Origin of the sequence: Nocardia arseniciresistens (genome assembly GCF_046764875.1) — a bacterium.
Taxonomy (GTDB): Bacteria; Actinomycetota; Actinomycetes; order Mycobacteriales; family Mycobacteriaceae; genus Nocardia; species Nocardia arseniciresistens.
Window position 1 is genome coordinate 223,646 of record NZ_JBKORD010000005.1, and the last position, 21,854, is coordinate 245,499.

23 protein-coding genes and 1 pseudogene are annotated in these 21,854 nt (G+C 65.8%); 11 read left to right on the plus strand and 13 right to left on the minus strand.

Features of this window, described 5'->3' with window-relative positions:
• Window positions 1-53: 53 nt before the first annotated feature.
• The gene (locus ACLMAJ_RS10965) at window positions 54-2,081 is read left to right on the plus strand and encodes a polyprenyl synthetase family protein (RefSeq protein WP_412013475.1); all 2,028 of its coding nucleotides are present in this window, start codon (window positions 54-56) and stop codon (window positions 2,079-2,081) included.
• A 231-nt stretch (window positions 2,082-2,312) separates the two neighbouring features.
• On the opposite strand, the gene ACLMAJ_RS10970 is transcribed toward ACLMAJ_RS10965, so the two are convergent.
• A complete protein-coding gene (locus tag ACLMAJ_RS10970; RefSeq protein ID WP_412013476.1) occupies window positions 2,313-2,819 on the minus strand; it encodes a cupin domain-containing protein in 507 nt (168 codons plus the stop codon).
• Between the two features lie 148 nt (window positions 2,820-2,967).
• On the opposite strand from ACLMAJ_RS10970, the gene ACLMAJ_RS10975 reads away from it, so the two are divergent.
• Complete coding sequence (locus tag ACLMAJ_RS10975) at window positions 2,968-4,044, plus strand: NAD-dependent epimerase/dehydratase family protein (protein ID WP_412013477.1); 1,077 nt, start codon at window positions 2,968-2,970, stop codon at window positions 4,042-4,044.
• 393 nt (window positions 4,045-4,437) lie between these two features.
• Here the strand turns inward: ACLMAJ_RS10975 and ACLMAJ_RS10980 are convergent, their stop codons facing one another.
• Window positions 4,438-5,070: a hypothetical protein gene (locus tag ACLMAJ_RS10980; protein ID WP_412013478.1), complete on the minus strand. Its 633-nt coding sequence runs from the start codon at window positions 5,068-5,070 to the stop codon at window positions 4,438-4,440.
• A gap of 441 nt (window positions 5,071-5,511) precedes the next feature.
• Here ACLMAJ_RS10980 and ACLMAJ_RS10985 point away from each other — a divergent pair, with 441 nt between their 5' ends.
• Together ACLMAJ_RS10985 and ACLMAJ_RS10990 are read left to right on the plus strand one after the other, a co-directional pair.
• Window positions 5,512-6,183, plus strand: coding sequence for a VOC family protein (locus tag ACLMAJ_RS10985; RefSeq protein ID WP_412013479.1), 672 nt, complete (start codon window positions 5,512-5,514; stop codon window positions 6,181-6,183).
• Window positions 6,184-6,274: 91 nt separating this feature from the next.
• Window positions 6,275-6,754, plus strand: a complete 480-nt coding sequence (locus ACLMAJ_RS10990) for a hypothetical protein (protein WP_412013480.1) — start codon at window positions 6,275-6,277, stop codon at window positions 6,752-6,754.
• A gap of 18 nt (window positions 6,755-6,772) precedes the next feature.
• On the opposite strand, the gene ACLMAJ_RS10995 is transcribed toward ACLMAJ_RS10990, so the two are convergent.
• Window positions 6,773-7,369 (minus strand): dihydrofolate reductase family protein, encoded by a 597-nt coding sequence (locus ACLMAJ_RS10995; protein ID WP_412013481.1) that lies wholly within the window; start codon window positions 7,367-7,369, stop codon window positions 6,773-6,775.
• 393 nt (window positions 7,370-7,762) lie between these two features.
• On the minus strand, window positions 7,763-8,041 hold the full coding sequence (locus tag ACLMAJ_RS11000) for a hypothetical protein (protein WP_412013688.1): 279 nt from the start codon (window positions 8,039-8,041) through the stop codon (window positions 7,763-7,765).
• Window positions 8,042-8,051: 10 nt separating this feature from the next.
• Here ACLMAJ_RS11000 and ACLMAJ_RS11005 point away from each other — a divergent pair.
• A pseudogene (locus ACLMAJ_RS11005) lies at window positions 8,052-8,176 on the plus strand (alcohol dehydrogenase); the annotation flags it as partial.
• 83 nt (window positions 8,177-8,259) lie between these two features.
• Here the strand turns inward: ACLMAJ_RS11005 and ACLMAJ_RS11010 are convergent.
• From ACLMAJ_RS11010 to ACLMAJ_RS11030, 5 genes are all read right to left on the minus strand, one after another.
• Entirely contained in the window at window positions 8,260-9,078 is an 819-nt protein-coding gene (locus tag ACLMAJ_RS11010; RefSeq protein ID WP_412013482.1) for a hypothetical protein, read from the minus strand.
• 241 nt (window positions 9,079-9,319) lie between these two features.
• Complete coding sequence (locus tag ACLMAJ_RS11015; RefSeq protein WP_412013483.1) at window positions 9,320-9,679, minus strand: VOC family protein; 360 nt, start codon at window positions 9,677-9,679, stop codon at window positions 9,320-9,322.
• Between the two features lie 265 nt (window positions 9,680-9,944).
• Window positions 9,945-10,217: a pentapeptide repeat-containing protein gene (locus tag ACLMAJ_RS11020; RefSeq protein ID WP_412013678.1), complete on the minus strand. Its 273-nt coding sequence runs from the start codon at window positions 10,215-10,217 to the stop codon at window positions 9,945-9,947.
• Window positions 10,198-11,829, minus strand: coding sequence for an FAD-dependent oxidoreductase (locus ACLMAJ_RS11025; protein WP_412013484.1), 1,632 nt, complete (start codon window positions 11,827-11,829; stop codon window positions 10,198-10,200). The genes ACLMAJ_RS11020 and ACLMAJ_RS11025 overlap by 20 nt, the downstream gene beginning before the upstream one ends.
• A gap of 68 nt (window positions 11,830-11,897) precedes the next feature.
• Window positions 11,898-15,128, minus strand: a complete 3,231-nt coding sequence (locus tag ACLMAJ_RS11030; RefSeq protein ID WP_412013485.1) for an ATP-binding protein — start codon at window positions 15,126-15,128, stop codon at window positions 11,898-11,900.
• A gap of 148 nt (window positions 15,129-15,276) precedes the next feature.
• Here ACLMAJ_RS11030 and ACLMAJ_RS11035 point away from each other — a divergent pair, with 148 nt between their 5' ends.
• The 5 genes from ACLMAJ_RS11035 (at window position 15,277) to ACLMAJ_RS11055 (ending at window position 19,380) form a co-directional block, all read left to right on the plus strand.
• On the plus strand, window positions 15,277-15,891 hold the full coding sequence (locus ACLMAJ_RS11035) for a TetR/AcrR family transcriptional regulator (protein WP_412013486.1): 615 nt from the start codon (window positions 15,277-15,279) through the stop codon (window positions 15,889-15,891).
• Between the two features lie 92 nt (window positions 15,892-15,983).
• Window positions 15,984-16,847 (plus strand): alpha/beta fold hydrolase, encoded by an 864-nt coding sequence (locus tag ACLMAJ_RS11040; protein ID WP_412013487.1) that lies wholly within the window; start codon window positions 15,984-15,986, stop codon window positions 16,845-16,847.
• 149 nt (window positions 16,848-16,996) lie between these two features.
• Window positions 16,997-17,752 carry an alpha/beta fold hydrolase gene (locus tag ACLMAJ_RS11045; RefSeq protein ID WP_412013488.1) on the plus strand — a complete coding sequence of 252 codons (756 nt, stop codon included), beginning with the start codon at window positions 16,997-16,999 and terminating at the stop codon, window positions 17,750-17,752.
• An 80-nt stretch (window positions 17,753-17,832) separates the two neighbouring features.
• A complete protein-coding gene (locus ACLMAJ_RS11050) occupies window positions 17,833-18,675 on the plus strand; it encodes an alpha/beta hydrolase (RefSeq protein WP_412013489.1) in 843 nt (280 codons plus the stop codon).
• Between the two features lie 72 nt (window positions 18,676-18,747).
• Entirely contained in the window at window positions 18,748-19,380 is a 633-nt protein-coding gene (locus ACLMAJ_RS11055) for a pyridoxamine 5'-phosphate oxidase family protein (RefSeq protein ID WP_412013490.1), read from the plus strand.
• Window positions 19,381-19,456: 76 nt separating this feature from the next.
• Here the strand turns inward: ACLMAJ_RS11055 and ACLMAJ_RS11060 are convergent, their stop codons facing one another.
• The 3 genes from ACLMAJ_RS11060 to ACLMAJ_RS11070 all read right to left on the minus strand — a co-directional run bounded on the left by ACLMAJ_RS11060 (window position 19,457) and on the right by ACLMAJ_RS11070 (window position 20,649).
• A complete protein-coding gene (locus ACLMAJ_RS11060; protein WP_412013491.1) occupies window positions 19,457-19,690 on the minus strand; it encodes a class I SAM-dependent methyltransferase in 234 nt (77 codons plus the stop codon).
• A gap of 77 nt (window positions 19,691-19,767) precedes the next feature.
• A complete protein-coding gene (locus ACLMAJ_RS11065) occupies window positions 19,768-19,971 on the minus strand; it encodes a hypothetical protein (protein ID WP_412013492.1) in 204 nt (67 codons plus the stop codon).
• 108 nt (window positions 19,972-20,079) lie between these two features.
• Window positions 20,080-20,649, minus strand: coding sequence for a tyrosine-type recombinase/integrase (locus ACLMAJ_RS11070; RefSeq protein ID WP_412013493.1), 570 nt, complete (start codon window positions 20,647-20,649; stop codon window positions 20,080-20,082).
• A gap of 341 nt (window positions 20,650-20,990) precedes the next feature.
• On the opposite strand from ACLMAJ_RS11070, the gene ACLMAJ_RS11075 reads away from it, so the two are divergent.
• A complete protein-coding gene (locus ACLMAJ_RS11075; protein WP_412013494.1) occupies window positions 20,991-21,359 on the plus strand; it encodes a hypothetical protein in 369 nt (122 codons plus the stop codon).
• 65 nt (window positions 21,360-21,424) lie between these two features.
• On the opposite strand, the gene ACLMAJ_RS11080 is transcribed toward ACLMAJ_RS11075, so the two are convergent.
• Window positions 21,425-21,775, minus strand: coding sequence for an ArsR/SmtB family transcription factor (locus ACLMAJ_RS11080; protein WP_412013495.1), 351 nt, complete (start codon window positions 21,773-21,775; stop codon window positions 21,425-21,427).
• Window positions 21,776-21,854: the final 79 nt, after the last annotated feature.

Below are 21,854 nucleotides of genomic sequence, written 5' to 3' on the forward strand. Positions count from 1 at the left end.
ACTGATCATCGGCGTGTGTCGATGTCGGATGTGAACCAGTCAGGAGTGCCCGCATGCCACGTGAAATAGATTCGGCTGTCTTCCCGCATCTGGAGGCGGATCTGGACCGCGTCCGTGACGTTCTCGGCCTCGTGCAGTTGCCTGGCAGGCCCGAGCTGGCCGTACTCACCGACGAAGGGCCCGACAGCCCTCGGCGTCTGGTGCGTCCTACTTTGACGTTGTTGTCGTACTACCTGCTCACCGATCCCGCCGTCCCGGCCGACGACCGGGTAGTGCATGCCGCCGCGGCCGTGGAGTTGCTGCATCTGGGATCGCTCTACCACGACGACGTCATCGATCACGCCTACCAGCGCCGAGGCCATCCCAGCGCCAATGCGGTCTGGGGTTCGCATCTCGTTGTATTAGGTGGGGACTCAGCGATATTCGCGAGCGCGCGCATGCTGGCCGAAATCGGCCAGCGAGAAGCTCTCGCGGGTGCGAACACGGGTGAGCAGATGTGCGCGGGCATGGTGATCGAGGCCGCCGACCGCTATGTGGCCTCCCGCAGCGAGCAGTCCTACCTGGACGCGATCGACGGCAAAACAGCGGCTCTGCTGTCGCTGGCATGCCGGGTGGGCGCGATGCAGGCCGGGCGCGACGATCAGGAACAAGAGGCGCTGGCCGGGTTCGGCCGATACTTCGGGCTGGCCTACCAGTTGCGCGATGACATCCTCGATTTGACCTCGACCGTCGAAGAAATGGGCAAGCCGGTCAACGCGGATCTGCCCGAGGGCATCTACACACTTCCCGTGATCCGCACAGTTGCCCGCGATCAGGGCTTTGCCCGACTGTTGGGCAGAGCCCTGACCAGTGAGGAAGCCACACGCGTCCGGAGGATCGTTATAGCCTCCGGCGCCGTGGACCAAGCACAAGTGGTGGCCGATGAATTCATGGACCAGGCCGATGGTCAGCTCGCCGCTGTGGCCGCTGACCCGCGCGCCCGCGACGCGATGAAAGCTTTTGCTCGGTCCGCACTCGATCGGCGAACTCCGCTGCCCGCAGTCTCGCAGCCCTCGACGCAGGTACTCCAGAACCACCGTGGTGAGGGGCTCCCGCCAGAGGTCGATCGATGGGTGAAAAGTTGGCTGGTGGATACCGGCCTCGCCGCCTCCCCGGCCGAGTTGGACCACCGCCGGTGGGCAGGATCGTTCCAGCTGATGGAAACCGTGTTTCCGGTCATGGCCCCCAAGGAGGCGGCCCATGAACAGTCCGCCGTCGGCCTGGGCACGCTGTGCTTGCTGTGGGATGACCTGTTCGAGGATCCGCAGCTGACCGACCCCGAAAAAATCACCGCGCTGAGGCGTGGCATGGTGGCGACGCTGCGCCAGGACCCGGAGAAACCGTGGAGGTCCGGCGCGCTCCCGACGGCCTGGGCGAGTTTGTGGCCACGCCTGCGTGAGGGCCGCAGCACCCGCTGGCAGGAGAAGTTCCTCGACGACCTCGAGGCGTGGTTCGAAGCCGCCGAACGCGAAACACACCATCGTCTCAACGGCTACATTCCCGCCACGGTCGACTACCTGCCACTGCGCAGGTCGACCAGCGGATTCGAAACCGCCATAGCCATATTGGAGTTACACAACGACCGAGAACTACCACCGGCAGTGCGCAACCACCCCACAATCCGCCGCCTCGAAGAACTCGCCTTCTTCGTGGCCTTCGTGAAGAACGACCTGGTGGGAATCGATCAGGACGAGGCAGACCAAGTCCCCTACAACTTGGTCAGAGCCATCCGCCACGAGACCGGCTGCACCCGCGAAGAAGCCATCGAGCAAGTGCAGCGCCAACTGACCGAGCAACGCGCCCAACTCGACGCGCTGACCCGCTACATCCCCAAGCTTTTCCGGAGCCTTCCCGGCCTGTCCGGCCTGGGGAAGAAATACGAGTCGATCTACGAAAGCGTGACGAACATGGCGCGGTGGGTGCCCGACAGCGATCGGCACACCCAAACCTCCGGTTCCCGCGCGCCGGAGCCGGACTTCGAACGCTTGCGCCGTGAGATGTACTACTACCCGGCCGCCGAACCCGCTCCTACCGCACCGTAAGCCCCCGCAGCCGGCAAAAGTCGGGTGTCCGCGCGATCCGCCGGTGGTGGTCGCGCGGCACACCCTCTCAGCGCTTGGCCGGAGCGGGCGCGCAGGTGGTAAGCGACGAGGGCGCTCGCGGTGAACCGGGCCTGTGTTTAGATAGGATCGAAATCCCTTGTGTGACTGTCGATCTGGGGGTGAGTGCTCGTGCGTTCCCGGACCGGTGAACGACACCGCATGCGTCGAGGCTCACGACGGTGGCAGGGCGTATCGGGCGATCACGTCGGGCAACCAGTCGGGTTCGCCGAATCGCAGACCGTAGCGCTCGGCAATTGCGGCGATCGGGGTGGCATCCGGTGCGCCTGCGGCGATCAGTTCGGACATTTCCAGGAAGCAATGTTCGAAGCCGGCCGGACTGATGATCTCGATCATGCGCGCCGGGACGGTGCCGGCGTTCCACATCGCGTGCATCTCACCCCGGGGCTTTGTGATGTATCCGCCGGATTCGAGAACGGCCTCCCGGTCGCCGGAGCGGAATCCGATCGCACCCTCAGTAACTATCGAGAATTCGTCCTCCCGCGTATGCAGATGCGGCGGCACCAGCGCACCGACGGGGAACGGGTGCTCGACGACCGACAACACCCCACCGGTGTCACGGCCCCAGAGCTTGAATTCGACCCCGATCGGGCCCAGATCACCGGTCTGCCCGGCCCCCGGCGGCACGACGACCAGCGGTGCGGGATCGGTTGCGCTCACGCTACTCACCTACTCACCGACGTTGAAAGATCGGGTCACAAGTTCTCTGCTCAACTTTCCGCCGACGGCGCAGCCATTGTCAACGTTCTCGGGGAACGGTGGAGTATCGCCTATCGAGGTCGGCGCTGGGGTGGCTAAGGTCGTGGGTATGGCTCGTGCGCTTGTGCTCGGCGGGACGGGCGTGCTCGGTTCGGCGATCGCCCGCCGACTTCTCAGCGGCGGTTGGGCGGTCGATCTGGTCGGACGGGATCCGGCTCGGCTGCCCGATGATCTGACCGCGGCCGGAGCACGGTTCAGGATGGCAGATCGTCACAATCGAGCCGAGTTGAGCGGCGTGTACGGCGACGGGACGGACCTGCTGGTCGACTGCCTGTGCTTCACCGCCGAACACGCCCGGCAATTGCTACCGTTCGCGGGAGATGCGGCCTCGACGGTGATGATCTCCAGCAAAGCCGTCTATGTGGATGAGGGCGGATATCACGTCAACTCGGCTGCCGCCCCACGATTTCCGGTGCCGATCCGCGAAACGGATCCGACGCTCGCGCCCGGCGACGGTGACTACACGACTCGGGAGGGCTACGGCGCGAGCAAGGCTGCTGCCGAACAGGTGCTGCTCGACAGCGGCGCACCAGTGACGGTGCTGCGCGCGTCAAAGGTGCACGGGGCAGGTGCTCGTCGTCCGCGGGAATGGTACTTCGTCAAACGAGTGCTGGACCGGCGGCCGATAGCGCTGTTGGCCGGGCACGGTGCCGGAGTCGATCACCCGACCGCCGCGGTCAATCTCGCTGCACTGGTGGAAACCGTTGCGGGCGAGCCAGGTTGCCGGATTCTGAACAGCGCGGACCCGGATGCGCCGACGGGTCGGGAGATCGCCGCGATCATCGCCGAGCGGCTCGGACACCGTTGGAAAGAGATACTGCTCGACGAGGATGCTTCCCCTGGGTTGGGGCGACATCCCTGGGATGCTCGGCCGCCGATCGTGCTCGACACCGCGGCTGCCGCAGATCTCGGGTATCGGGCGGTTGGTGACTATGCCGCTACCGTCGCCGACACCATCGACCGGCTTGCCTCATCGGCGGTCGCGGGTTCGGATGGAGCCTGGCACCTGCCAGTAAGCGATCGGGACTTTCTCGCCGACTCCTTCGACTATCCGACCGAAGACAGCTACCTCGCCGGTCACCCACCGCGCGAGGACACCGGAGTCGCGGTCCGATCGCGCCGGTGAACTCGTCGAACTGTTGCCGCCACCGGTCGGCACCTACGCTGGCGAACGCAGCCACCGCCAATTCAGTTGTGTCCCACACAAACACAACATGATCACGCGGTGGCCGCCCCACTTCCAGCCCACCGATCAACAGCAGCATCGGACGGCTACCGTGGTGGGCTATGACGATTACGCCCGAGTCAACCCCGCGGACCTTATCTTCGTCAGCAAAACCAACACTGCAACCGGACTCATCGTGGAGTCCCACGATTACCTCGGCCCACGACAATAGCTGTAGCCAACTCGCCATGATCACAAAGTCCGGCTGGAGTACTAACCCGCCGTATTCCACATCGGCGAAATCTGACGTGGTGATAGAGCTCGACGACTTGCTGTGGCCGTTTTTTCCTGGAGTTAAGCCGGGGTGAAGCGCCACTTTTGCGCCGGGCGGCCCCGGGACAGTCCATACGGCTTTCCCTCATAATCGGAAAAGTAGAACTGCTTGTCCCGGTCGAAAATATAGCCGTCCTGAGTCACCCATATCTGGTTGCCCGCATTGTCGTTGGTGGCGCCGTCCACGGTGATCATGCAGCCCTCCGGCACCCGGGCACCCTCAGCCGCCCTATACAGCGCTGTCGACCATGGCAAGCCGCCCGCATACTCCTGCGGTACATGATCAGCGATCTCGCGTTGGCGTGCTGAGGTAGCGGACAAGAACTCGGCGAATACCTGCGCCCAATCCCGGCGGTCGCCCCGCCATCCTTGTGGCGGATGATATTCGGCGTACCGCAGCGCCTCGTCGTAGGTCGGCGGCCGGTACACCCCGGTCATGCCCGCGCCGGTCTGCGCGCTGAGGGCGTAGGTGCCGATATTGCGTTGTTTCTCGATGTACAGGCTGATCAGCTTGCCTTTTTCCACGAACCAGACGTCTTGCGGGACCGCCGCGGAGCCAACCAGAATTACGCCCTCACCGCTACCGCGGATGGTACAGAGCACGCGCCCAGTTTCTTCATTGGTGATGGTGAAATTACCGCCCGGAAAACCCATTGAATCCTCCTGCTCCGACGCATTGCGGCGCAGCCCGTGAGGCACACGCCGAGAGCGCGCAAAGCCTATCAGCGGCCCGCGCCGGCACGCGGCGAAAAGCCAGAGGCGGTTCGGCTACGATCCTGGCCCATTTAGTCGCGTCAGTTCATAAGCCTGTCCGGATACGCACCGCGCTGCCACGCCTTTTCTTGCGCCGGTGGGCGGGTCGAGTACGTGCGGTGGGAGGCTGGACACCGTTGGCTGGCAGCCACGCATCCTGACTGCCGCATTTGGTGAACTCTAGTGATCGACGACAAGCAACGCAGGGACGATCATGCAATAGTGCGTAAGTAGCGGCGGCCTGGTGAGCCGTGGTCGCCAACGAGGAACTTCACAACTCCAGCCTCCGTGCCGTCACGACCTCGGAATCACCGCAAGTCATCCAAACAAAAGGAGTTTGATATGACCGATACTGGAGCGCGCAGTGAAACCGCAATGCTCGACATGAAGCTCGAGATCGTCGTCCTTCCCGTTTCAGATGTGGATCGGGCCAAGCGCTTCTATGGCGACTTGGGATGGCGGCTCGACGCCGACTTCGCCGACGGAGACGACTTTCGGGTGATCCAGTACACGCCGCCAGGCTCTCCGACGTCAGTCATCTTCGGCAAGAATGTGACCGCGGCGGTTCCTGGCTCCGCCCAGGGTTTGTATCTGATCGTTTCCGACATCGAGGCCGCCCGCGACGCTCTGCTCCGTCGCGGCGTCGAGATCGGTGAGGTGTTCCACGGCGGTGACGGCGTGTACGTCGGTCCGGACGAGCCCTATTTGTTCGGACGGATCCGTGTGAACGGTCCAGACCCCGACCACAGCAGTTACCGCTCCTTTGTATCGTTCAGCGATCCCGACGGCAACGGCTGGCTGTTCCAGGAGATCACTACACGATTGCCTGGCCGGATCGACTCGACCGCCACGAGTTTCGCTTCCGCACAGGATCTTGCAAGCGCGATGCGGCGCGCGTCCGTCGCTCACGGCGAGCATGAGAAAAGGACAGGCGGCCAGCGTGATGAAAACTGGCCCGATTGGTACGCCGCCTACATGGTGGCGGAACAGGCGGGCGACCCGTTGCCCTTATGAACGATGGGTTCGTGCCCGCGAATTGGGCTAGTCGGTTGGCGGCTAAAATTCGCCCGGGGCGACGAAGATCTGCATCAGAACGGGGTTGAGCGTGGGCTGGAAGGTGAACGGACTGATCGTCGAAGGTCCGGTGGATCCGGTTCGGCTACCCGGTCGACCGCGTGATGAAGGGGAGGCCATCGACATAGACGGCGTTTTCCGGCGTCCTTGTGATTACGGGGTCGCCTCGATCGGCGACTGGACCTTCATCGCCGATCCCGGTTTTCGGGTGAGCTTCAATGATGAAGCGGTGCAGGAGCTTTCGATTACCAGCCGAACCCTCGCTTGGGTGACCAACAGTGTGTCGACGGTGCACGGTATCGCTTGGTACATCGACAGGACGCCGCTTCGCCGGATCGTGTATGCCGAGGGGCAGGTTGTCGATGAGTACGGACAGCCGATACCCGAAGAGGCAGCAGCGCCGGACCCTACTGCTGAGGACTACGTGTTCGAGATGATGCAGCGACTGACCGGATGTGGTTGGGGCGACGGTGCCGATGCTGCCTATCGTGTCTGGACCTGCACTGAATAGCGGATGGTTTAGGCGCTGTCAGCGCAGCACCCGATAGCTGAGGTGGGTGGCGCGGTTGCCGGGTCGGATCACCGGGTTGTCCAACCGCACGGGCGATGATGCCAGCTTCTCGAAATACGGTGTGCCGGAGCCGAGCAGGTAGGGCACGAGGTCGACGGTGATCACGTCGAGCAGGCCCGCGTCGAGCGCCTGCTGGGCGATGTTCGGGCTGGCGATCACGACGTCCTTGTCACCCGCGGCGGCCTTCGCCTGAGCGATTGCGCTGGCGACGCCATCGGTGACGAAGGTGAATGGTGCATCGGGGTGGTTCCATTCCTGCGATGTCGGAACACGGTGGGTGACAACGAAAACCGGCAGGCCCGTCGGGTGAGCGCCGTTCCAGCCGTTGGCAATGTCGAACAGGCGCCGTCCCGCTATGAGTGCGCCCAAGTCGTCGACCGATCCTTGGACGTACTCGGCATCTTCCTCCGACTGGTGCCACGGAAGATCCACATTGGCAGACTCGGTAGCCACCGGCCCGGCGGTGTACCACTCGAACAGCTGGTCCACGCTGCCATCGGCGTCCTCGATGAACCCGTCCAGCGACATCGACATGTTCGAAACGACCTGTCCCATGATCTTCTCCTCAGTGGTGCGGCACCCCGATCAGGGCGCGTATGCCCTGTGGTCGGAGCCGCGGCGCAGCTCTCGACACATTCCACGGAGAGTGACCCAGATCACTCGATACTCAGCGCATCCGCCATGTAGCCGGAACCGGCATGACTGATCACCATCGGGTGAAGTCGGGCGGGGCCGGGCGTTCCGCAGACAGATCCGGACGTTCGCAACCAGCTCGCTCGTCCCGAACTATGGGGCAGCCGAACGCGCTCAATTCGGCTACCGTGCGCGCGTTCGCGAGATCAACTGCCGGCCAACGTTTGTCCCCGTTCGCACGCGCGGGTCGCGGCAGATCCGGACGCTCGCGGATCGCGCGCCCAGCGGCATTACCGGACGTCAGGCTGCCACTCTTCAGAAGACTTTTCGGCGTGTTGATCCAGATGTCAACTCCGGTTGAATCTTCAGGCAGGAGCGACACCAGAGCCCGACCGCCAGTAGGGAGCCATACCAGGTGGCCTTGTTGGTGCCAAAGTCGCCGATTTTGATCGCGGCGAGTTCTCGCTCCTCGGTACTTGTGCCGATGTTTTCCACCGTGGCCGGCCTGTGGAAGGACGACTGGCCGTGTGACGCCGCCCTGACCGCGATAGCGAGTCCACTCTCGGTGAGGGACGCTGTGATATCGATCGTCACAGACCGCTGTGAATTAGCGCTCGACGACATGGTGACCAGGAAGTACCGCCTCGACCAGATCAACGACGGCTACCGGACATGCTGGAGGGGCGCAATATTCGCGGGGTGATCCGCTATACGGATGCCGATCGCTGAGCACGACGAAGGTCTGCGTATCCGGCTGTTCGCCGCATCGAGTCACATCGTCGAATGCGCCGAATCCGCGCACCGACCAAGATCTACCACGGCCCTCGACCGAACCGGACAACATCTGGATAGGCCTTCTCGCGCATATAGCCGGTCAATACATCGATCGATGTCGGGGTGACGGCATCGATCACCGTTGCCCAGCTGCCGGTGACCTTGTCTACAGTGAAGGGGCCCGGCACCGGCCAAAATGAATAAACTTCCGGAGATCGATCGATATCCTTGCCGATGAAACGCCCCGTCGCCATCGCGACATGAGCGTCTTGGTTCCATAGCACCAGATCACCTCTCCGTGGCTGCGCTGAGCCGAGGTCCCCGGGGAAGTAGCGCTCCAACATGCCGTGCCGCCAGAGCAACTCGGGGAATCGCTCGAACCATTCCGGCAAAACCTGGTTGCCCGGCCCTCTTTCCGGTGTATAAAATTCATGGAGCCCGGAATGCGTGAATACACCCCTTTTGACTCCAGCATAAAGAATGATTTCCCAGCAATTCATACCGGTGCTCGGAGTCAGTGGCGGTAGCGGCCCCTCTTCCGGCGCACGCATCCAGTCTTCGAACTCTCGTTGTGTCTCACGGGGACCCATGTTCTTCCAGGTCAACTTAGCACCGGACAGCCGGATTCGTTCGAGCTCGTCAGCAACTTCCAATGGCGCTGAGCGGCTCACCGGCGCGCCGATCAGCGAGCGCGCCAAAGGTGAATCGACGTACGGCGGGTCCCCTTCGCCAGCCGCATAGAGCTGGCGCGCATTGCCTTCATCGGCCGATCGATACCCCGACGCTCGAAGTTCACGACTCACGTGCCTCAACGGCCGTTCGGCGATATGACCGGCACCCGTAATCGTGTCGGTCAACCTTGGGATCAGCTCAGAGATTATGTAGCGCTGCACCTTACACTTTCCGAGTCGCTACGGGCTGCGCGATTCGAGCCGAACTAGCTCGGGTCGCGGCATTACAGGATGTTGTGTTGGCCGCACACTGGACCAGGATGACGTCGTGCGGAGGACTCCGCCCCACCGGCGAGAATCGAATCCAGCCGATGGTCGGATGCTTCACCGGGCGGGTGCGGTACCCAAGTGCACCGCGCGACTCGACTCAGGCGCCTGTGATCTCGATGATGAAGATCGAGTTGCCGTCCGGATCGGTGAACGGTGCTTTCCGGCCTGCCGCGCCGTCCGGCCCGACGAGGATGAACGGTCCGGGATCGACACCGCGCGAAACGATTTCGGCTATGACGGCGTTCAGGTCGGACACGGCGATGTTCACCAGAGCCTGACCGGCGTGCTCGGGATCGACCACGATGTAGACGAAGGCGGTGTCGCTCAGCTGCCACATCGCCTCGACTCCCGGCGTCACCACGAAATCGGCCGCACGACCGAACAAGCGTGTGTACCAGCTGTCTGCCGCCGCGAAATCCGTCACGGCCAGGCCGAAGAACAAGGAGTTGATATCCATACCTCTGTGGACTACCTGAGATCGGCAAATTCATCGCTGACCTAAGGGCGAGGCCAGTTCGAGGGAGCCAGGTTCGTCGGTCTGGCTGATGTTGTGGAGAGGCAGTGTCATGAGGCGCGCTCATCGGCAGTTGCGTGCGTTCGCCGGCCGTTGATCTGCCCGGTTTGCAGCGATTCGCCCAGGGGGCAACCAGAGCAAATCGCTGGAGGGTGGGTGGATTTGGTGAGGAACGGCCGCGCGGCGCTGACCGTTTATGGTCGGGAAGTCAAGCTGTGCCGCTGCGGGACGGCAAGAACCGAGCTGCGCGCCGTGTGGCGCAATTGCCTTGCTCATGCCGATGGCGGAGGAGTAAGCCCCTCGGGCCAAGACGTCCAGCCGTCGTAGCCGATGCCGCGCACCTGAAGTCGGCGTAGCCGAGCTCAGCATCGGTCAGGTTCGCGTTCCCGAAATTCACGAACTCGAGCTTCGTGCCCAGGAAGTCCGCGCCGGAGACATCCGCACCGGCGCGCGAGCTGGTGCTACGACGGGCGAGTCGCAGCGAGCAGCGTGTGCACGGAGGAGACGGCGCTCGCGCCCTCGCCGACCGCGGACGCCACCCGTTTCATCGACCCGGCTCGCACGTCACCCACCGCGAAGATGTGCGGGTCGCTCGTTTGGAAGGGCAGCGCCTCGGAGTGACCGGGGCGGCGGGGAAGTCGAGCGTCGGTGAGGATGAATCCGGACTCGTCGCGAGAGAGATCGGTCAGCCACTCGGTGTCCGGTACCGCGCCGACGAGGCAGAAGACGATCCGGCTTTCCCGGGTCTGGACTGCGCCGTCGGCGCTTCGCACGACGACGCCTTCGAGGGAGTCCGCGCCGAGCAACTCGACGACTTCGGCTTGGACCCACACGCGGATCAGCTGGTGGGCTCTGATGCGCTGGGCGAGGTATCGGGACATTCTGGCTTCGAGACCGGAGGCCCGAACGATGAGGTCGACACGAGACCCTTTCGACGCCAGGAACAGGGCGGCTTGGCCCGCGGAGTTAGCGCCTCCCACAACCGTTACCGGCTGCGCGCGGCAGTCGCGGGCGTCGAGCTCGGTCGCGGAGTACCGGATCTGCGTACGTCGCTCGAAGTGATCGTGGCGAGGCACGCCGAGGCGGCGGTAGTGCGCCCCGGTCGCGACAATCGCGGCGCGTGCGCGCAGGGCGGTGCCGTCGCGGAGCGTCACCGTCGGCCCGGCGCCGTCGGGGGCGGACGTGCTGATCCCCACGACCTGGCACGGGGTGTAGAGCTGGGCTCCGAACTTCAGCGCCTGCAGGGCGGCGCTCTGCGCGAGATCGTCGCCGCTCACTCCTCCTGGAAAGCCGAGGTAGTTCTCGATCCTCGAGCTGGTCGCGGCTTGACCGCCGGCGCCGGTGGCGTCGAGCACCGCGGTGACCAGCCCTTCGGACGCCGCGTACACCGCTGCCGCGAGCCCGGCCGGGCCCGCGCCGATCACCACGAGGTCGACGTCGTGGTCGCCGGGGGAATAGGTGAGGCCCAGCGCGGCGGCGAGATCGTGTGGCGTGGCGCGCCTCAGCACGCAGTCGGAGACGACCGCGACGGGGAGGTCGGCGACGGTCAGGTCCCGCTCCGTCATGAGGGCCTGCCCGGCGATGGAGTCCGCATCCACCGTGGTGTGCGCGAGTTGCTGGCGGGCGGCGAAGGTTCTGAGGGCTCGGTGGTCGGCGCAGTCGGAGATTCCCACGATCTGCGCCACGCTGCTCACCAGTCCGAGAATTGCCTGGCGGCGCCGTCCGAACGCGCGGATCAGGATGTCGGCCACATCTGCCTGTTCGCTCAACGCCGCCCGGAAGCCGTGCGCATCGATGCGCACGACCGCGCCGAGCTCGCTCACTCGCAAGGTGAGGAAGACGCTCTGCCCGGTGAGCATGCCGAGTTCGCCGGTGAAGTCGCCCGCGCCCCTGGCGGAGATGACCCGTTCGGCATCGCTACCGGTGGCATCGCAGACCACCTCGATCGCGCCCGACTCTATGAGGAAGAGGTCGTAGCGATGGTCTCCACTGCGGGAGAGGATCTGCCCCGGTCGGACGTATTCGCGGACTCCGTAGGCAGCCAGGCGGCCGAACTGTTCGGGGGTCAAGCGGTCGTGCGCATCTCGATTCATGACCCGAAACTACGAGGGCGCTGTGCATGTCCTGTGCAGAGTTGGTGGATTCCGGTAACCGTGCCGGTTCACCCGTGCAGTTCGGTGCGGAGTCGCTCGGCGCGCTCGGCGAAGAGGTGTGCCTCCCGCTGCCGGGCCAGGGTGCAGGCGCGCTCGGCCTCCCGGATGGCGGCGCGATTATCGCCCTCGGCCTGGGCGAGTTCGGCGCGGACGAGAATGACGAGAGGCTCGGCGGATCGCTGCCCGTAGCGGTTGAGTGCGTCATCGGCGCGCTCGAGGGCGTCCGCGGCCGCCGACAGAGAGCCGGCAGCCAGGTGCATCTCGGCCAGCAGCGCGAGCCAGGTCGAGAGGCAGGTGCGCGCGGGGCTGCTGAGGTTGCTGCGGATGAGCTTGTCGGCCTCGTCGGCGGCGGCTGCCGGAGCGAGTCCGGTCAGTGCCTGCCCCCACCAGCGGGCCAGTCGCAGGTAGGTGCCGAGGGAGACGAACGAGAACCCGGGATCTACGGCTATTCCGCGGTCGGCCACCCGCAGAGCTCCGAGCGCATCACCCGCGACCGCGGCGGTTCTGGCCTCGAAGGAGGCGGCGACGGTGACCGCGTAGGGGTCGCGGCCGGCTGCTGTGGTGAGGGTGGCGAACAGGTCCTCGGCGCGTGACAGGTCGCCGTGGTAGCCGACGATCTCGGCGAACATGCCTGCGGCCATCAGCTGCACGCCGTCATGGACCGGGTCGTTCTCCAGCGGGTCGATCTGCGGCACCAGGGCGGTGCTGATGGCGTCGAGGCGGCGGAAGGATTCGCCGACCTCGCCGACGCACCAGCGATGGATGCCGGCGGCGGTCGTTCCGTAGGTGTGTACGACGGGATCGGTCGACTTCGAGGCTAGCCGGTCGAGCTGGTCGGCGAGCACGGTGCTCTGGTCGAGTTGGAGTCCTTGGCCGTGTGCGGTCCAGCGTGAGAACAGGAATCCAGTGGCTACGCGTTCGTCCCCGAGGCGCCGGGCCACCTGCTCGGCCCGCTCGAGCAGGCTGACGGAGGCGATGCCGTACATCGAGCGCATGCCCACGACGGCGATCAGCTGCGATAGCGCGGCGAGCTCCAGCTCGGGTAGCGACGACTTGCGCGCCAGCTCGACCGCCGACCCGAAGTGACGTTCGGCGGCCTGCAGCGACGTCTTGGCGGTAGCTCTGGAGCCCGCGCCGATCAGCGCCGAGACGGTGCGGCTGGGATCGGTGACCGGCCCCGCCGCCCACAGGTGGTGAGCCAGCCACTCGGGAGCGGACTCGTCGCTCAGCGCGCCTGCCTCGATCGCGTCGGCGATGCGTCCGTGGATTGCCGAGCCGCGCACCGGCGAGACGCCCTCCGAGACCGCTTGGCGAACCAGATCGTGGGTGTACCGGTAGCAGAAGGGGTCGCTGGCCGCCGGGCCGATCAGACCGAGATCGCGCACCGGCTCGAGGCGCTCGAGGCAGGTGCCGACGTCGAGGGACGCCGCCCGGGCGAGCAGCAGCAGTTCGACCGAGCGCCCGATCAGCGCCGCCACCTCGAGCAGGGCGATTGTGTCGCTGCCCAGGGCGGCCAGCCGATCGCGCACGACGTCGCGCACTGTGAGCGGAACACCGCTCAACGCGACCGCCTCGGTGGTGCCTACGCCCTGCGGCCCGAGCAGCCGCCCCAGTTCCTGCACGAAGAAGGGGTTGCCGGCGGTGCGTCGGTGGATCACCTCGATGACGTCCTCCGGGGGTGCAACTCCGGTCTCACTGCGCACGAGTTCGCCGACCTCCGCCGGACTGAGCGGGCCGACGAGCACGCGCCGGTGCCCGGAGGCTCGGCTCATCCTCGCCAGGGTGCGGGTCAGTTCGAGGGTGGGGGCCGCGCCTCGGTCTCGCATCGCGGCGATCACCGCCACACCGAGCGGCAGGCGGGCGAGGACGGAGTCGAGCAGTTGCAGCGAGCTGGCCTCCGCCCACTGGAGGTCGTCGAGGATGAGCACGACGGGCCGGTCGGCGGCGGCTTCGGCGATCACGTCGACCATCTGCTCGAGCAGGCGGAACCGGGCGTTCCCATCGAGATTCGTCGGCGTCTCGTCGCGATGGGCGCCCACGAAGTGACCGAGGTCGCCCGACAACCGGTGCTCGCTTCGGGATGCCGGCAGCGCGTCGAGCAAGCCTGTCGCCACTTCGACCCAGGGCCACATCGTCGGCGCGCCGTCTCCGTCGAGGCAATGGCCCCAGACGACCAGGGCGCCGCGGGACTCGGCATCCTGCGCCAGCGACTCCATCAGCCGGGTCTTGCCCACCCCGGGCTCGCCCTCGACCACCACGATCGCCCGCCCACCGAGCAGCGCGGGTTCTAGAGCGCGACCCAGTGCGGCCAGTTCCTCGAATCGGCCGACGAATCGGGTCCCAGGGCTCTTGATCGCCGTCGACGGGCTGTCGAGAGCGGCCGAGGAGACCGCGGGCGGCGTGCGCGCTGCATCCGGCTCGGCCGACGACTGGGTCAGTACGCCCTGGCGGGCCGTCCGCAGCGTCGCGCCAGGGTCGATGCCGAGCTCCTCGGCGAGTCGGCGGCGGATGGCGTCGAATACTTCGAGTGCTTCGGCCTGCCGGCCGACCCGGCCGAGGAGGGTGACCAGGCCGGCTTGTACCGGCTCGTGCAGGGGAGCCATCGCGGCCGCGCGCCGCAGCGCGGCGAGCGCGCGACCCGACTCACCGAGTGAGTCGGCGATCCCGGCCGCCTCGATGCAGGCCTGGAAGAACTCGTCGTTCAGAGCGGCGAAGATCGGTGTCGCGTCGGGGCTGTGCGTCCACCCGTCTCCGGCCGGGCCGCTCCACATGGCGACGGCGTCGAGGAGGTGGTCCAGTACCGCCGCAGCGTTTCCGATGGCGCGTTCCGATCGGGCGCGGGTGGTGAGTTGCCGGAATCGGGTGAGGTCGAGGATGTCTGGCCCGATCGTGCAGACGTAGCCGCTCGCCTGCTTGAGCAGGAACTTCCCGGGTTCGCGTGGAGGCAGCTCGGGTTGCAGGATGCGACGGATGGCGCCGATGTATTTGTGCAGCACGTTCAGTGCGCTCGCCGGCGCGTCCTCGCCCCAGATCAGGTCGATGAGCTCGTCGGCCCCGGTCGGGCGGCCCTCTCGAGCGAGTAGCAGGCCCAGAAGATAGGCCTGCTGACGAGGTCCCGCGCTCAGCTCGGTCTCGCCTTGCCACACCCGGAGGGGGCCGAGCACCTGAAGGCGCAGACTGCCGGTCGCCGTCTCGGGCTTTATGCCGCGTGCGCTCTCCGTGACGAGCTCGATGGTCATGTGCGACTCCCTGTATAGGCGGACCCATCGTCCTGCACCCGTGCGGGGTGAGCTCTGGCGTCAAGGTACACTCTAGAGTCTGGAGTGCCACTCCAGCCAGTAGAGATTTTCTCGGCCCGCTCATCCGACTCGGTGAGGGAAGACGACGATGCCTGAGCAGACCACGCAGAACCGGCGCGAGGAGTACGCGGAGATGACCCGCCGCGACGTCGTCGCCGGCGCCCGCAAACTGTTCGCCGAGCACGGCTACGAGCAGACCACGGTCGCCATGATCGCCCGTGCGGCGCGCGTCTCACCGGCCACCGTCTACGCGCAGTGCGGCGGCAAAGAGGGCCTGCTCGGCACCCTGATGGACATGTGGACCACGAGTCCGACGGTGGGCCGCATCATCGCCGATGCGGAGGAAGGGCGCACCGGTCGTGACAAACTGCGCATCCTCGCCGAGGGCTACGTCGCCCACGCGGCCGAGGCCGGGGACATCATGCGCATCATCGAACGGGCTGCGGCCAGCTCACCCTCGGCGCAGGAGTTCATGGAGATCGCGGACCGGAGACATCTCGAGGCCCTCGAGACCATCACGAAGGGCATCGCGGATATCGGCGAGCTCGCCGACGGGCTCTCCGTGCTCGACGCGGCGAGAATCATCTACTTCCACTTCCGCAACCCCCAGTTCGTACTCGCCTCCGAGACCTTCGGGTGGGGCATCGACCGGGCGCGGCAATGGCTTCTGGAGCGCGTCGAGTCCGCCATCCTCGAGCCCTGACGGCGCTCGTCAACTGATCGTCAACAACGCGTTCATACGCTCGTGACGAGTACGAGGCATCCGAGCAACCTGGGTTAGGGAAGCGCGCAGACATGGGCTCTGTCCACCACCGCTATGCCGACGTCGGCGGGCACCGAGTGTTCTACCGCGAGGCCGGTTCCCGTGACCGTCCGACGGTGGTGCTCCTGCACGGATTCCCGACCAGCTCGGCCATGTTCCGGGGTCTCATCCCGCTGCTCGCCGACCGGTGGCACGTGCTCGCGCCCGATCTGCTCGGATTCGGCCTCTCCGACGCGCCGCCGCCGGAGGAGTTCGCGTACTCCTTCGATTCGTTGACCGACGTCACCGCCGACCTCCTGGCCCAGCTCCGCGTCGACCGCTACGCCCTGTTCGTGCACGATTACGGAGCACCGATCGGCTGGCGCCTCGCGCTGCGAGCGCCGGATGCGGTGCGGGCGATTGTCAGCCAGAGCGGCAATGCCTACAACGAGGGCTTCCAGCCCGAGTTCTTCGTTCCGATCCGCGAGTACTGGCAGAACCCGGACTCCGACGCCGAAGCGGACGTGCGCGAAATGTTCGCCCTCGACCTCATTCGGTGGCTGTACGTGTCGGGCGCGCCCGACGAGACGCTCATCGATCCAGCGACCTGGACCCACGATCACGACCTGCTCGCCCGGCCGGGCAACGACCGGGTGCAACTCGCGCTCTTCAGCGACTACGCCACCAACCTGACGCTGTACCCGTCGGTGCAGCGCTACTTCCGGAGCAGTCAGGTGCCCCTGCTCGCGGTCTGGGGGCGCAACGACCCCGTTTTCGGGCCCGCGGGCGCGCTGGCCTTCGCCACGGATCTCCCCGGTGCCGAGGTGCATCTACTCGACGGCGGGCACTTCCTGCTCGAGACCGCACTGACCGACGTCGCAGCATTCGTGACGGGCTTCTTCGACAAGCACCTCTGAACCCGCCCTGGTGGGAGTGCACAGATCGGTCACTCACCGTCAACAGGCCCTGCCTAGCGTTTTGGGTATCAGCCATCGCATCCCGATGGACGAGTGTCGCCCGGCACATCCTCACCACCGCCCTGGCGGTTTCCCGAAAGAAGACCATCATGTCGAGCACCCCAACCGTCGTTCTCGTCCACGGCGCCTTCGCCGACGCCTCGAGCTACGCCCCCGTTGTCCGCCGGCTCCTCGATGCGGGCGTCACAGTCGTGGCGCCGCCGACGGGCAACCGCAGCCTCGCCTCCGACGCCGGCTACATCGCCTCCGTCGTGCGCCAGATCGATGGCCCGGTCCTGCTCGTCGGGCACTCCTACGGCGGAGCGGTCATCACCGTCGCCGGTAACGAACCCAACGTCGTCGGCCTGGTCTACCTGGCCGCGTATGTGCCCGCCGAAGGCGAGAGCCTGGGCGCGTTGCAGGACCGCTTCGCCCCGTCGCCCCTCGGCGAGGCCCTCGTCTACACCCTGTACCCGATCGAAGGATCGTCCGAGCCCGGCATCGACGTGTCGGTCGACATCACCCGGTTCCCGGCGATCTTCGCAGCAGGGGTCGACGCCGCCCTGACGACGGTCCTCGCCGTGTCGCAGCGGCCGCTTGCCGCGACCGCGTTCGGCGAGCCGGCGGCCGGCGCGCCCGCCTGGGCCGAGAAGCCGGCGTGGGGCATCGTCGCCTCCGCCGACCAGGCCATCAACCCCGACGTGCAGCGTTTCGGCTACGAGCGAGCCGGAGCATCCGTCGTCGAGCTCGACGCCTCCCACCTCGTCATGCACGCCCGCCCCGCCGAGGTCGTCGCCGTCATCCGCGACGCTCTCGCCGCCGTGACCGCCACGCAGAACGAGCCCGTCGACTCGTCGGCGAAGTAGCAGCTGCCGAAGATGAAGTGACAGTTCAGCTTTCGGGGTATCCCGAGAGCTGAACTGTCCCATGACAGAACGGAACGGCAATGACTCTGACCACCACAGAACTCCACGAGATCACCGCGGCAAACGCCGCAGGCAAAACTCCGGTCGTGTTCGTACATGGCCTCTGGCTCCTATCCAGCAGCTGGCGCGCCTGGCGTGACCTATTCGAGGAACAGGGCTACGCCACCCTGGCGCCCGGTTGGCCCGACGACCCGGACACGGTCGATCAAGCCAAGGCCGACCCCGACGCATTCGCGGGCAAGATGGTGCAACAGGTCACCGAGCACTACGCCGAGGCAATCGACGCCCTGGACCAGGCGCCGGTGGTGATCGGGCACAGTTTCGGCGGCCTCATCGCGCAGAAGCTCGCCGGCGAATCGAAGAACGCTGTGACCGTCGCCATCGCCCCCGCCCAGTTCAAGGGTGTCACCGCGCTCCCACCCGCGGCGCTCAAGGCGGCGGCCCCCGCCCTGCTCCGGTTCAATCACACCAGACACGGCGTGACGCTCACCTGGGAGCAGTTCGCATTCGGCTGGTCGAACGCGCTGAGTGAAGCGGAGGGCCGTGCGCTCTACGAGGAGTTCCATGTGCCCGCCTCGAGTGCGCCGATCTTCCAGGCGGCGACCGCCAATTTCAATCCGTTCGCGGAGACAAAGGTGGTCACCGACAATCACGACCGCGGACCGTTACTCCTGATCGCCGGCGCTGATGACAACACCGTGCCGCAGGCGGTGGTGGAGAACGAATACCGCATCCAACAGAAGAAGATTGCCGAGACCGAGCTGGCGATCATCCCGAACCGGGGGCACTCGCTCATCATCGACTCCGGCTGGCGGGAGGTCGCCGACACCGCTCTCACGTTCGTGCGCAAGCATGCGTCGTGACGTGAGCCGGGCCGGGGCTCGGGGGTTCCGCGACATGCATGGAACCCCCGAGCCCGCCTGGGAGGCGAAGCCGTGAGCCGCCGGTACGGCTCCATCGCCTTCACCGACGCGGTTTCGGCGGAACAAGAGATCTATGGAAGCGCGGATTTCTACGGGCGGGCGAAGGTGGATCTCGAAGATGCGGCGGCTGATTCTCTGGGTGACCAGGAGAAGCACTTTCTCGAGAGTCGCGATTCCTTCTATCTGGCGTCCGTCGGGGAAACGGGGTGGCCTTACGTTCAATTCCGCGGTGGACCCGCCGGCTTCGTCCGGGTCGAGGACGAGCACACGTTTGCCTGGGCGGACTATCGAGGCAACCTGCAACACATCACCACCGGCAACCTGCGTACCGATGACCGAATCGCCGTGATCGCGATGGACTACCCGCGACGTCGCCGGTTGAAGATCTTCGGAACCGCGCAGGTGATCCGTTCCACCGAGAACCCGGCGCTCGTCGAAAGTTTGGTGCATCCGGACGATGCCGGGGCTGTTGCCGAGCGGGCAATGGTCGTCACAGTGAAAGCGTTCGACTGGAACTGCCCCCAGCACATCACACCTCGATTCACCGCCGCGGAATTCGGAGACGCCACGGAGGCGCTGCGCTTCCGCGTTTCCATGCTGGAGCGAACGAACGCAGAACTCCGGGAACAGCTCTCGAACAGGTAGCTCGCGCCCACGCCGGCCACTTCCGACCGCGCGGGTCGCGGCACAGAAAGACGTTTAGTGCGTCGGTTTCCGGCATTCATCGCCTCGCGGACGCGGTCGTCGGCCAAGCGCACCCCCACAGTGCGGCCCTCGTAGAACTCATCGGCCAACACCAGGAGTTGTTCCCAGCGCTGCGCGGTGAACCCCTCTGGGCGGCATCGACGAACACTCGAGCCATCGGATCGTCATACAACCGATCCGGGCGTTCGGACTCCCGTGCCCGGATGACAGCAACTCCGATCGCGGTCACAGCGACCCCGTCGATCGGCACGTTCGGCGCGGAATCAGAGGGTCAGTCTTCAGGCGGAAGCGACACGAGCCGCAGAGTAACCGGATCCGCCACTGCCGCTACATAGTCGGCAGATCAGGCAACCAGAGAACGACGCGGTCGAACTCGTCGACAGTCAAGCCGCGAAAGTCCTCATCTTCGAACACCTCCGGTGCGAACGAGACGTCCCTGATCGCCGCATTCGCCGCCGCGCGCTGGTTGACCAGATTCGCCGCGATACTCTCTGTCGGTTCCGTCAGCTCGATCGCCAACGTTCCCGACACCCATTGAAGAATTCCAGTGACATCCGCAGACCGTGGCATCAAGCGCCGACATCGAGCGCCCGCCGACTGACCATCGGTCACGCGCAGGCATGTGCGCACGTTGGGTTGTCATGTGCCGGAGGCCATGTAGGCGGCAAGGATGTAGTTGGAGTGACGGTCGAGGTTGGTTCGAGCGCGGTCGTATCGCATCGTGGTGCGCGGGTCGGCGTGCCGAGCGGCGATCTGCACATCTCGCAGGTCGACCCCTGCGTCGAGCATGGTCGTGACGAAGGTGTGGCGCAGCATGTGCGGGTGCATGTGAGGAAGCCGGACAACCGACACCTTCGCTAGCGGGCGCAGGCGGCGGGTGGCGCAGTGGCGATCCATGCGCCGGCCGCGAGTGTTGAGCAGGATCGGGCCGAGGTCGCGGTCGGCGATCGCCCGGTCGATCCCGCGTCCGACCGCGGGCGGTAGCGGAATCAGCACGATCTTGGAGCCCTTGCCCACCACGCGCAGCACTCGGTGGCCGTGTTCTTCGCCGATGTCGGCGCTGTCGGTGTTGCAGGCTTCGAAGATCCGCAGCCCGAGCATGCCGAGCATCACCACCAACGCGAAGTCGAACGGATTGATGACGCTGGGCACGACCGAGACCCCGGCGCGTGCACGGATCCGCCACGCGGTTGTTTCCGGGTTTGGCACCGTCGTCGATCCGCCGGGCGACGGTGGCGGGTTTGGACACCGAAATCAGCGGCGATCTGGTCGATAGTGACCCCGGCGCTGAAGAAGGTGGCGGTCGCGGGAGAGGCGTCCGCGAGCGCGATGAATACGCCGGAAGTGGCGATACCGAGCGCGCCGACTGCCATCGTCGACCGCGGTCGAAATCCGCCCGGGTGTGTGCTGAGCCGTGAAACCGTTTGCTGCCTTGGGAGGCGGTCCATTGGGCGACGCTATCGTCGGTCGACGCGGGGAAGCATCCGATTTTCTCGGGGCTCGGAGGCATCGAATTCCAACGCGATCAGTACGAGAATCGAGGAGAGGCGATGTGTAGCACACCGATTGAGCCGCGGGCCCTGACAGAGCTCGAAACCGGCGTCGTGACCGAACTGCTGTCATCCGGCAAGGCTGGTGCAGGCGACTATCTGGCGCAGATTCCGTTTGCACAGGTCAACGCCACCTGGGGTGTCGGTTCGCCCAGCGTCGATGTGGTGGTGCCCCCTGGCGTGGAGACCGCATCCGGTTCGACGGACGGAATCTTCGCCAGCGCAGCGGTCACCGATCGCGACGGAGCATCGATCGGCGAGGTCATTCTGTGGGTCGAGCACGGCAGGCTCAGTGGAATCGAGTACGCCTGGTACACGGACGTGCGTCCACAGACGTTGCCTGAGCCTGCGCAGATCGAGGTCCTGTAGACAATCCACCGGTACCGAGTTCGTAAGCCGCTTCGGCCACCGATCGCCCCAGCGGCCGCCGAGCCTCAGTCGGCCGGTTGCCAAGCGCGGACGAGATCGAGCAGGCCGGGGAAGCGTGCGTCGAGGTCTTCGATGCGTACTCGGCTGCGCCGTTCCAGTCCGTACTGCTGCTGACGGGTCACCCCGGCTTCGCGCAGGGCCCGGAAGTGGTGTGTGAGTGTGGATTTCGGACGATCGATGCCGAACCAGCCGCAGGAGCGATCCGCATCGGGCGATTCGAGCAGCAGTTTGCGCACGATGTGTAGCCGCAGTGGGTCGCTGAGTACGCCGAGCACGGCTTCCAGGCGCAACTCGGCGCGGGCGGGCTCGGCGAGCGGCGTTGCGGTGGTGTCGGGTGCGTGGGTGGCCGATGGCATCGGGTCTCCTCGGTTCGTTGACGCCTTGTACGAGTTATATCGTACTAGCTGCTAAGTTCGACTACTGTCGCACCAGTAC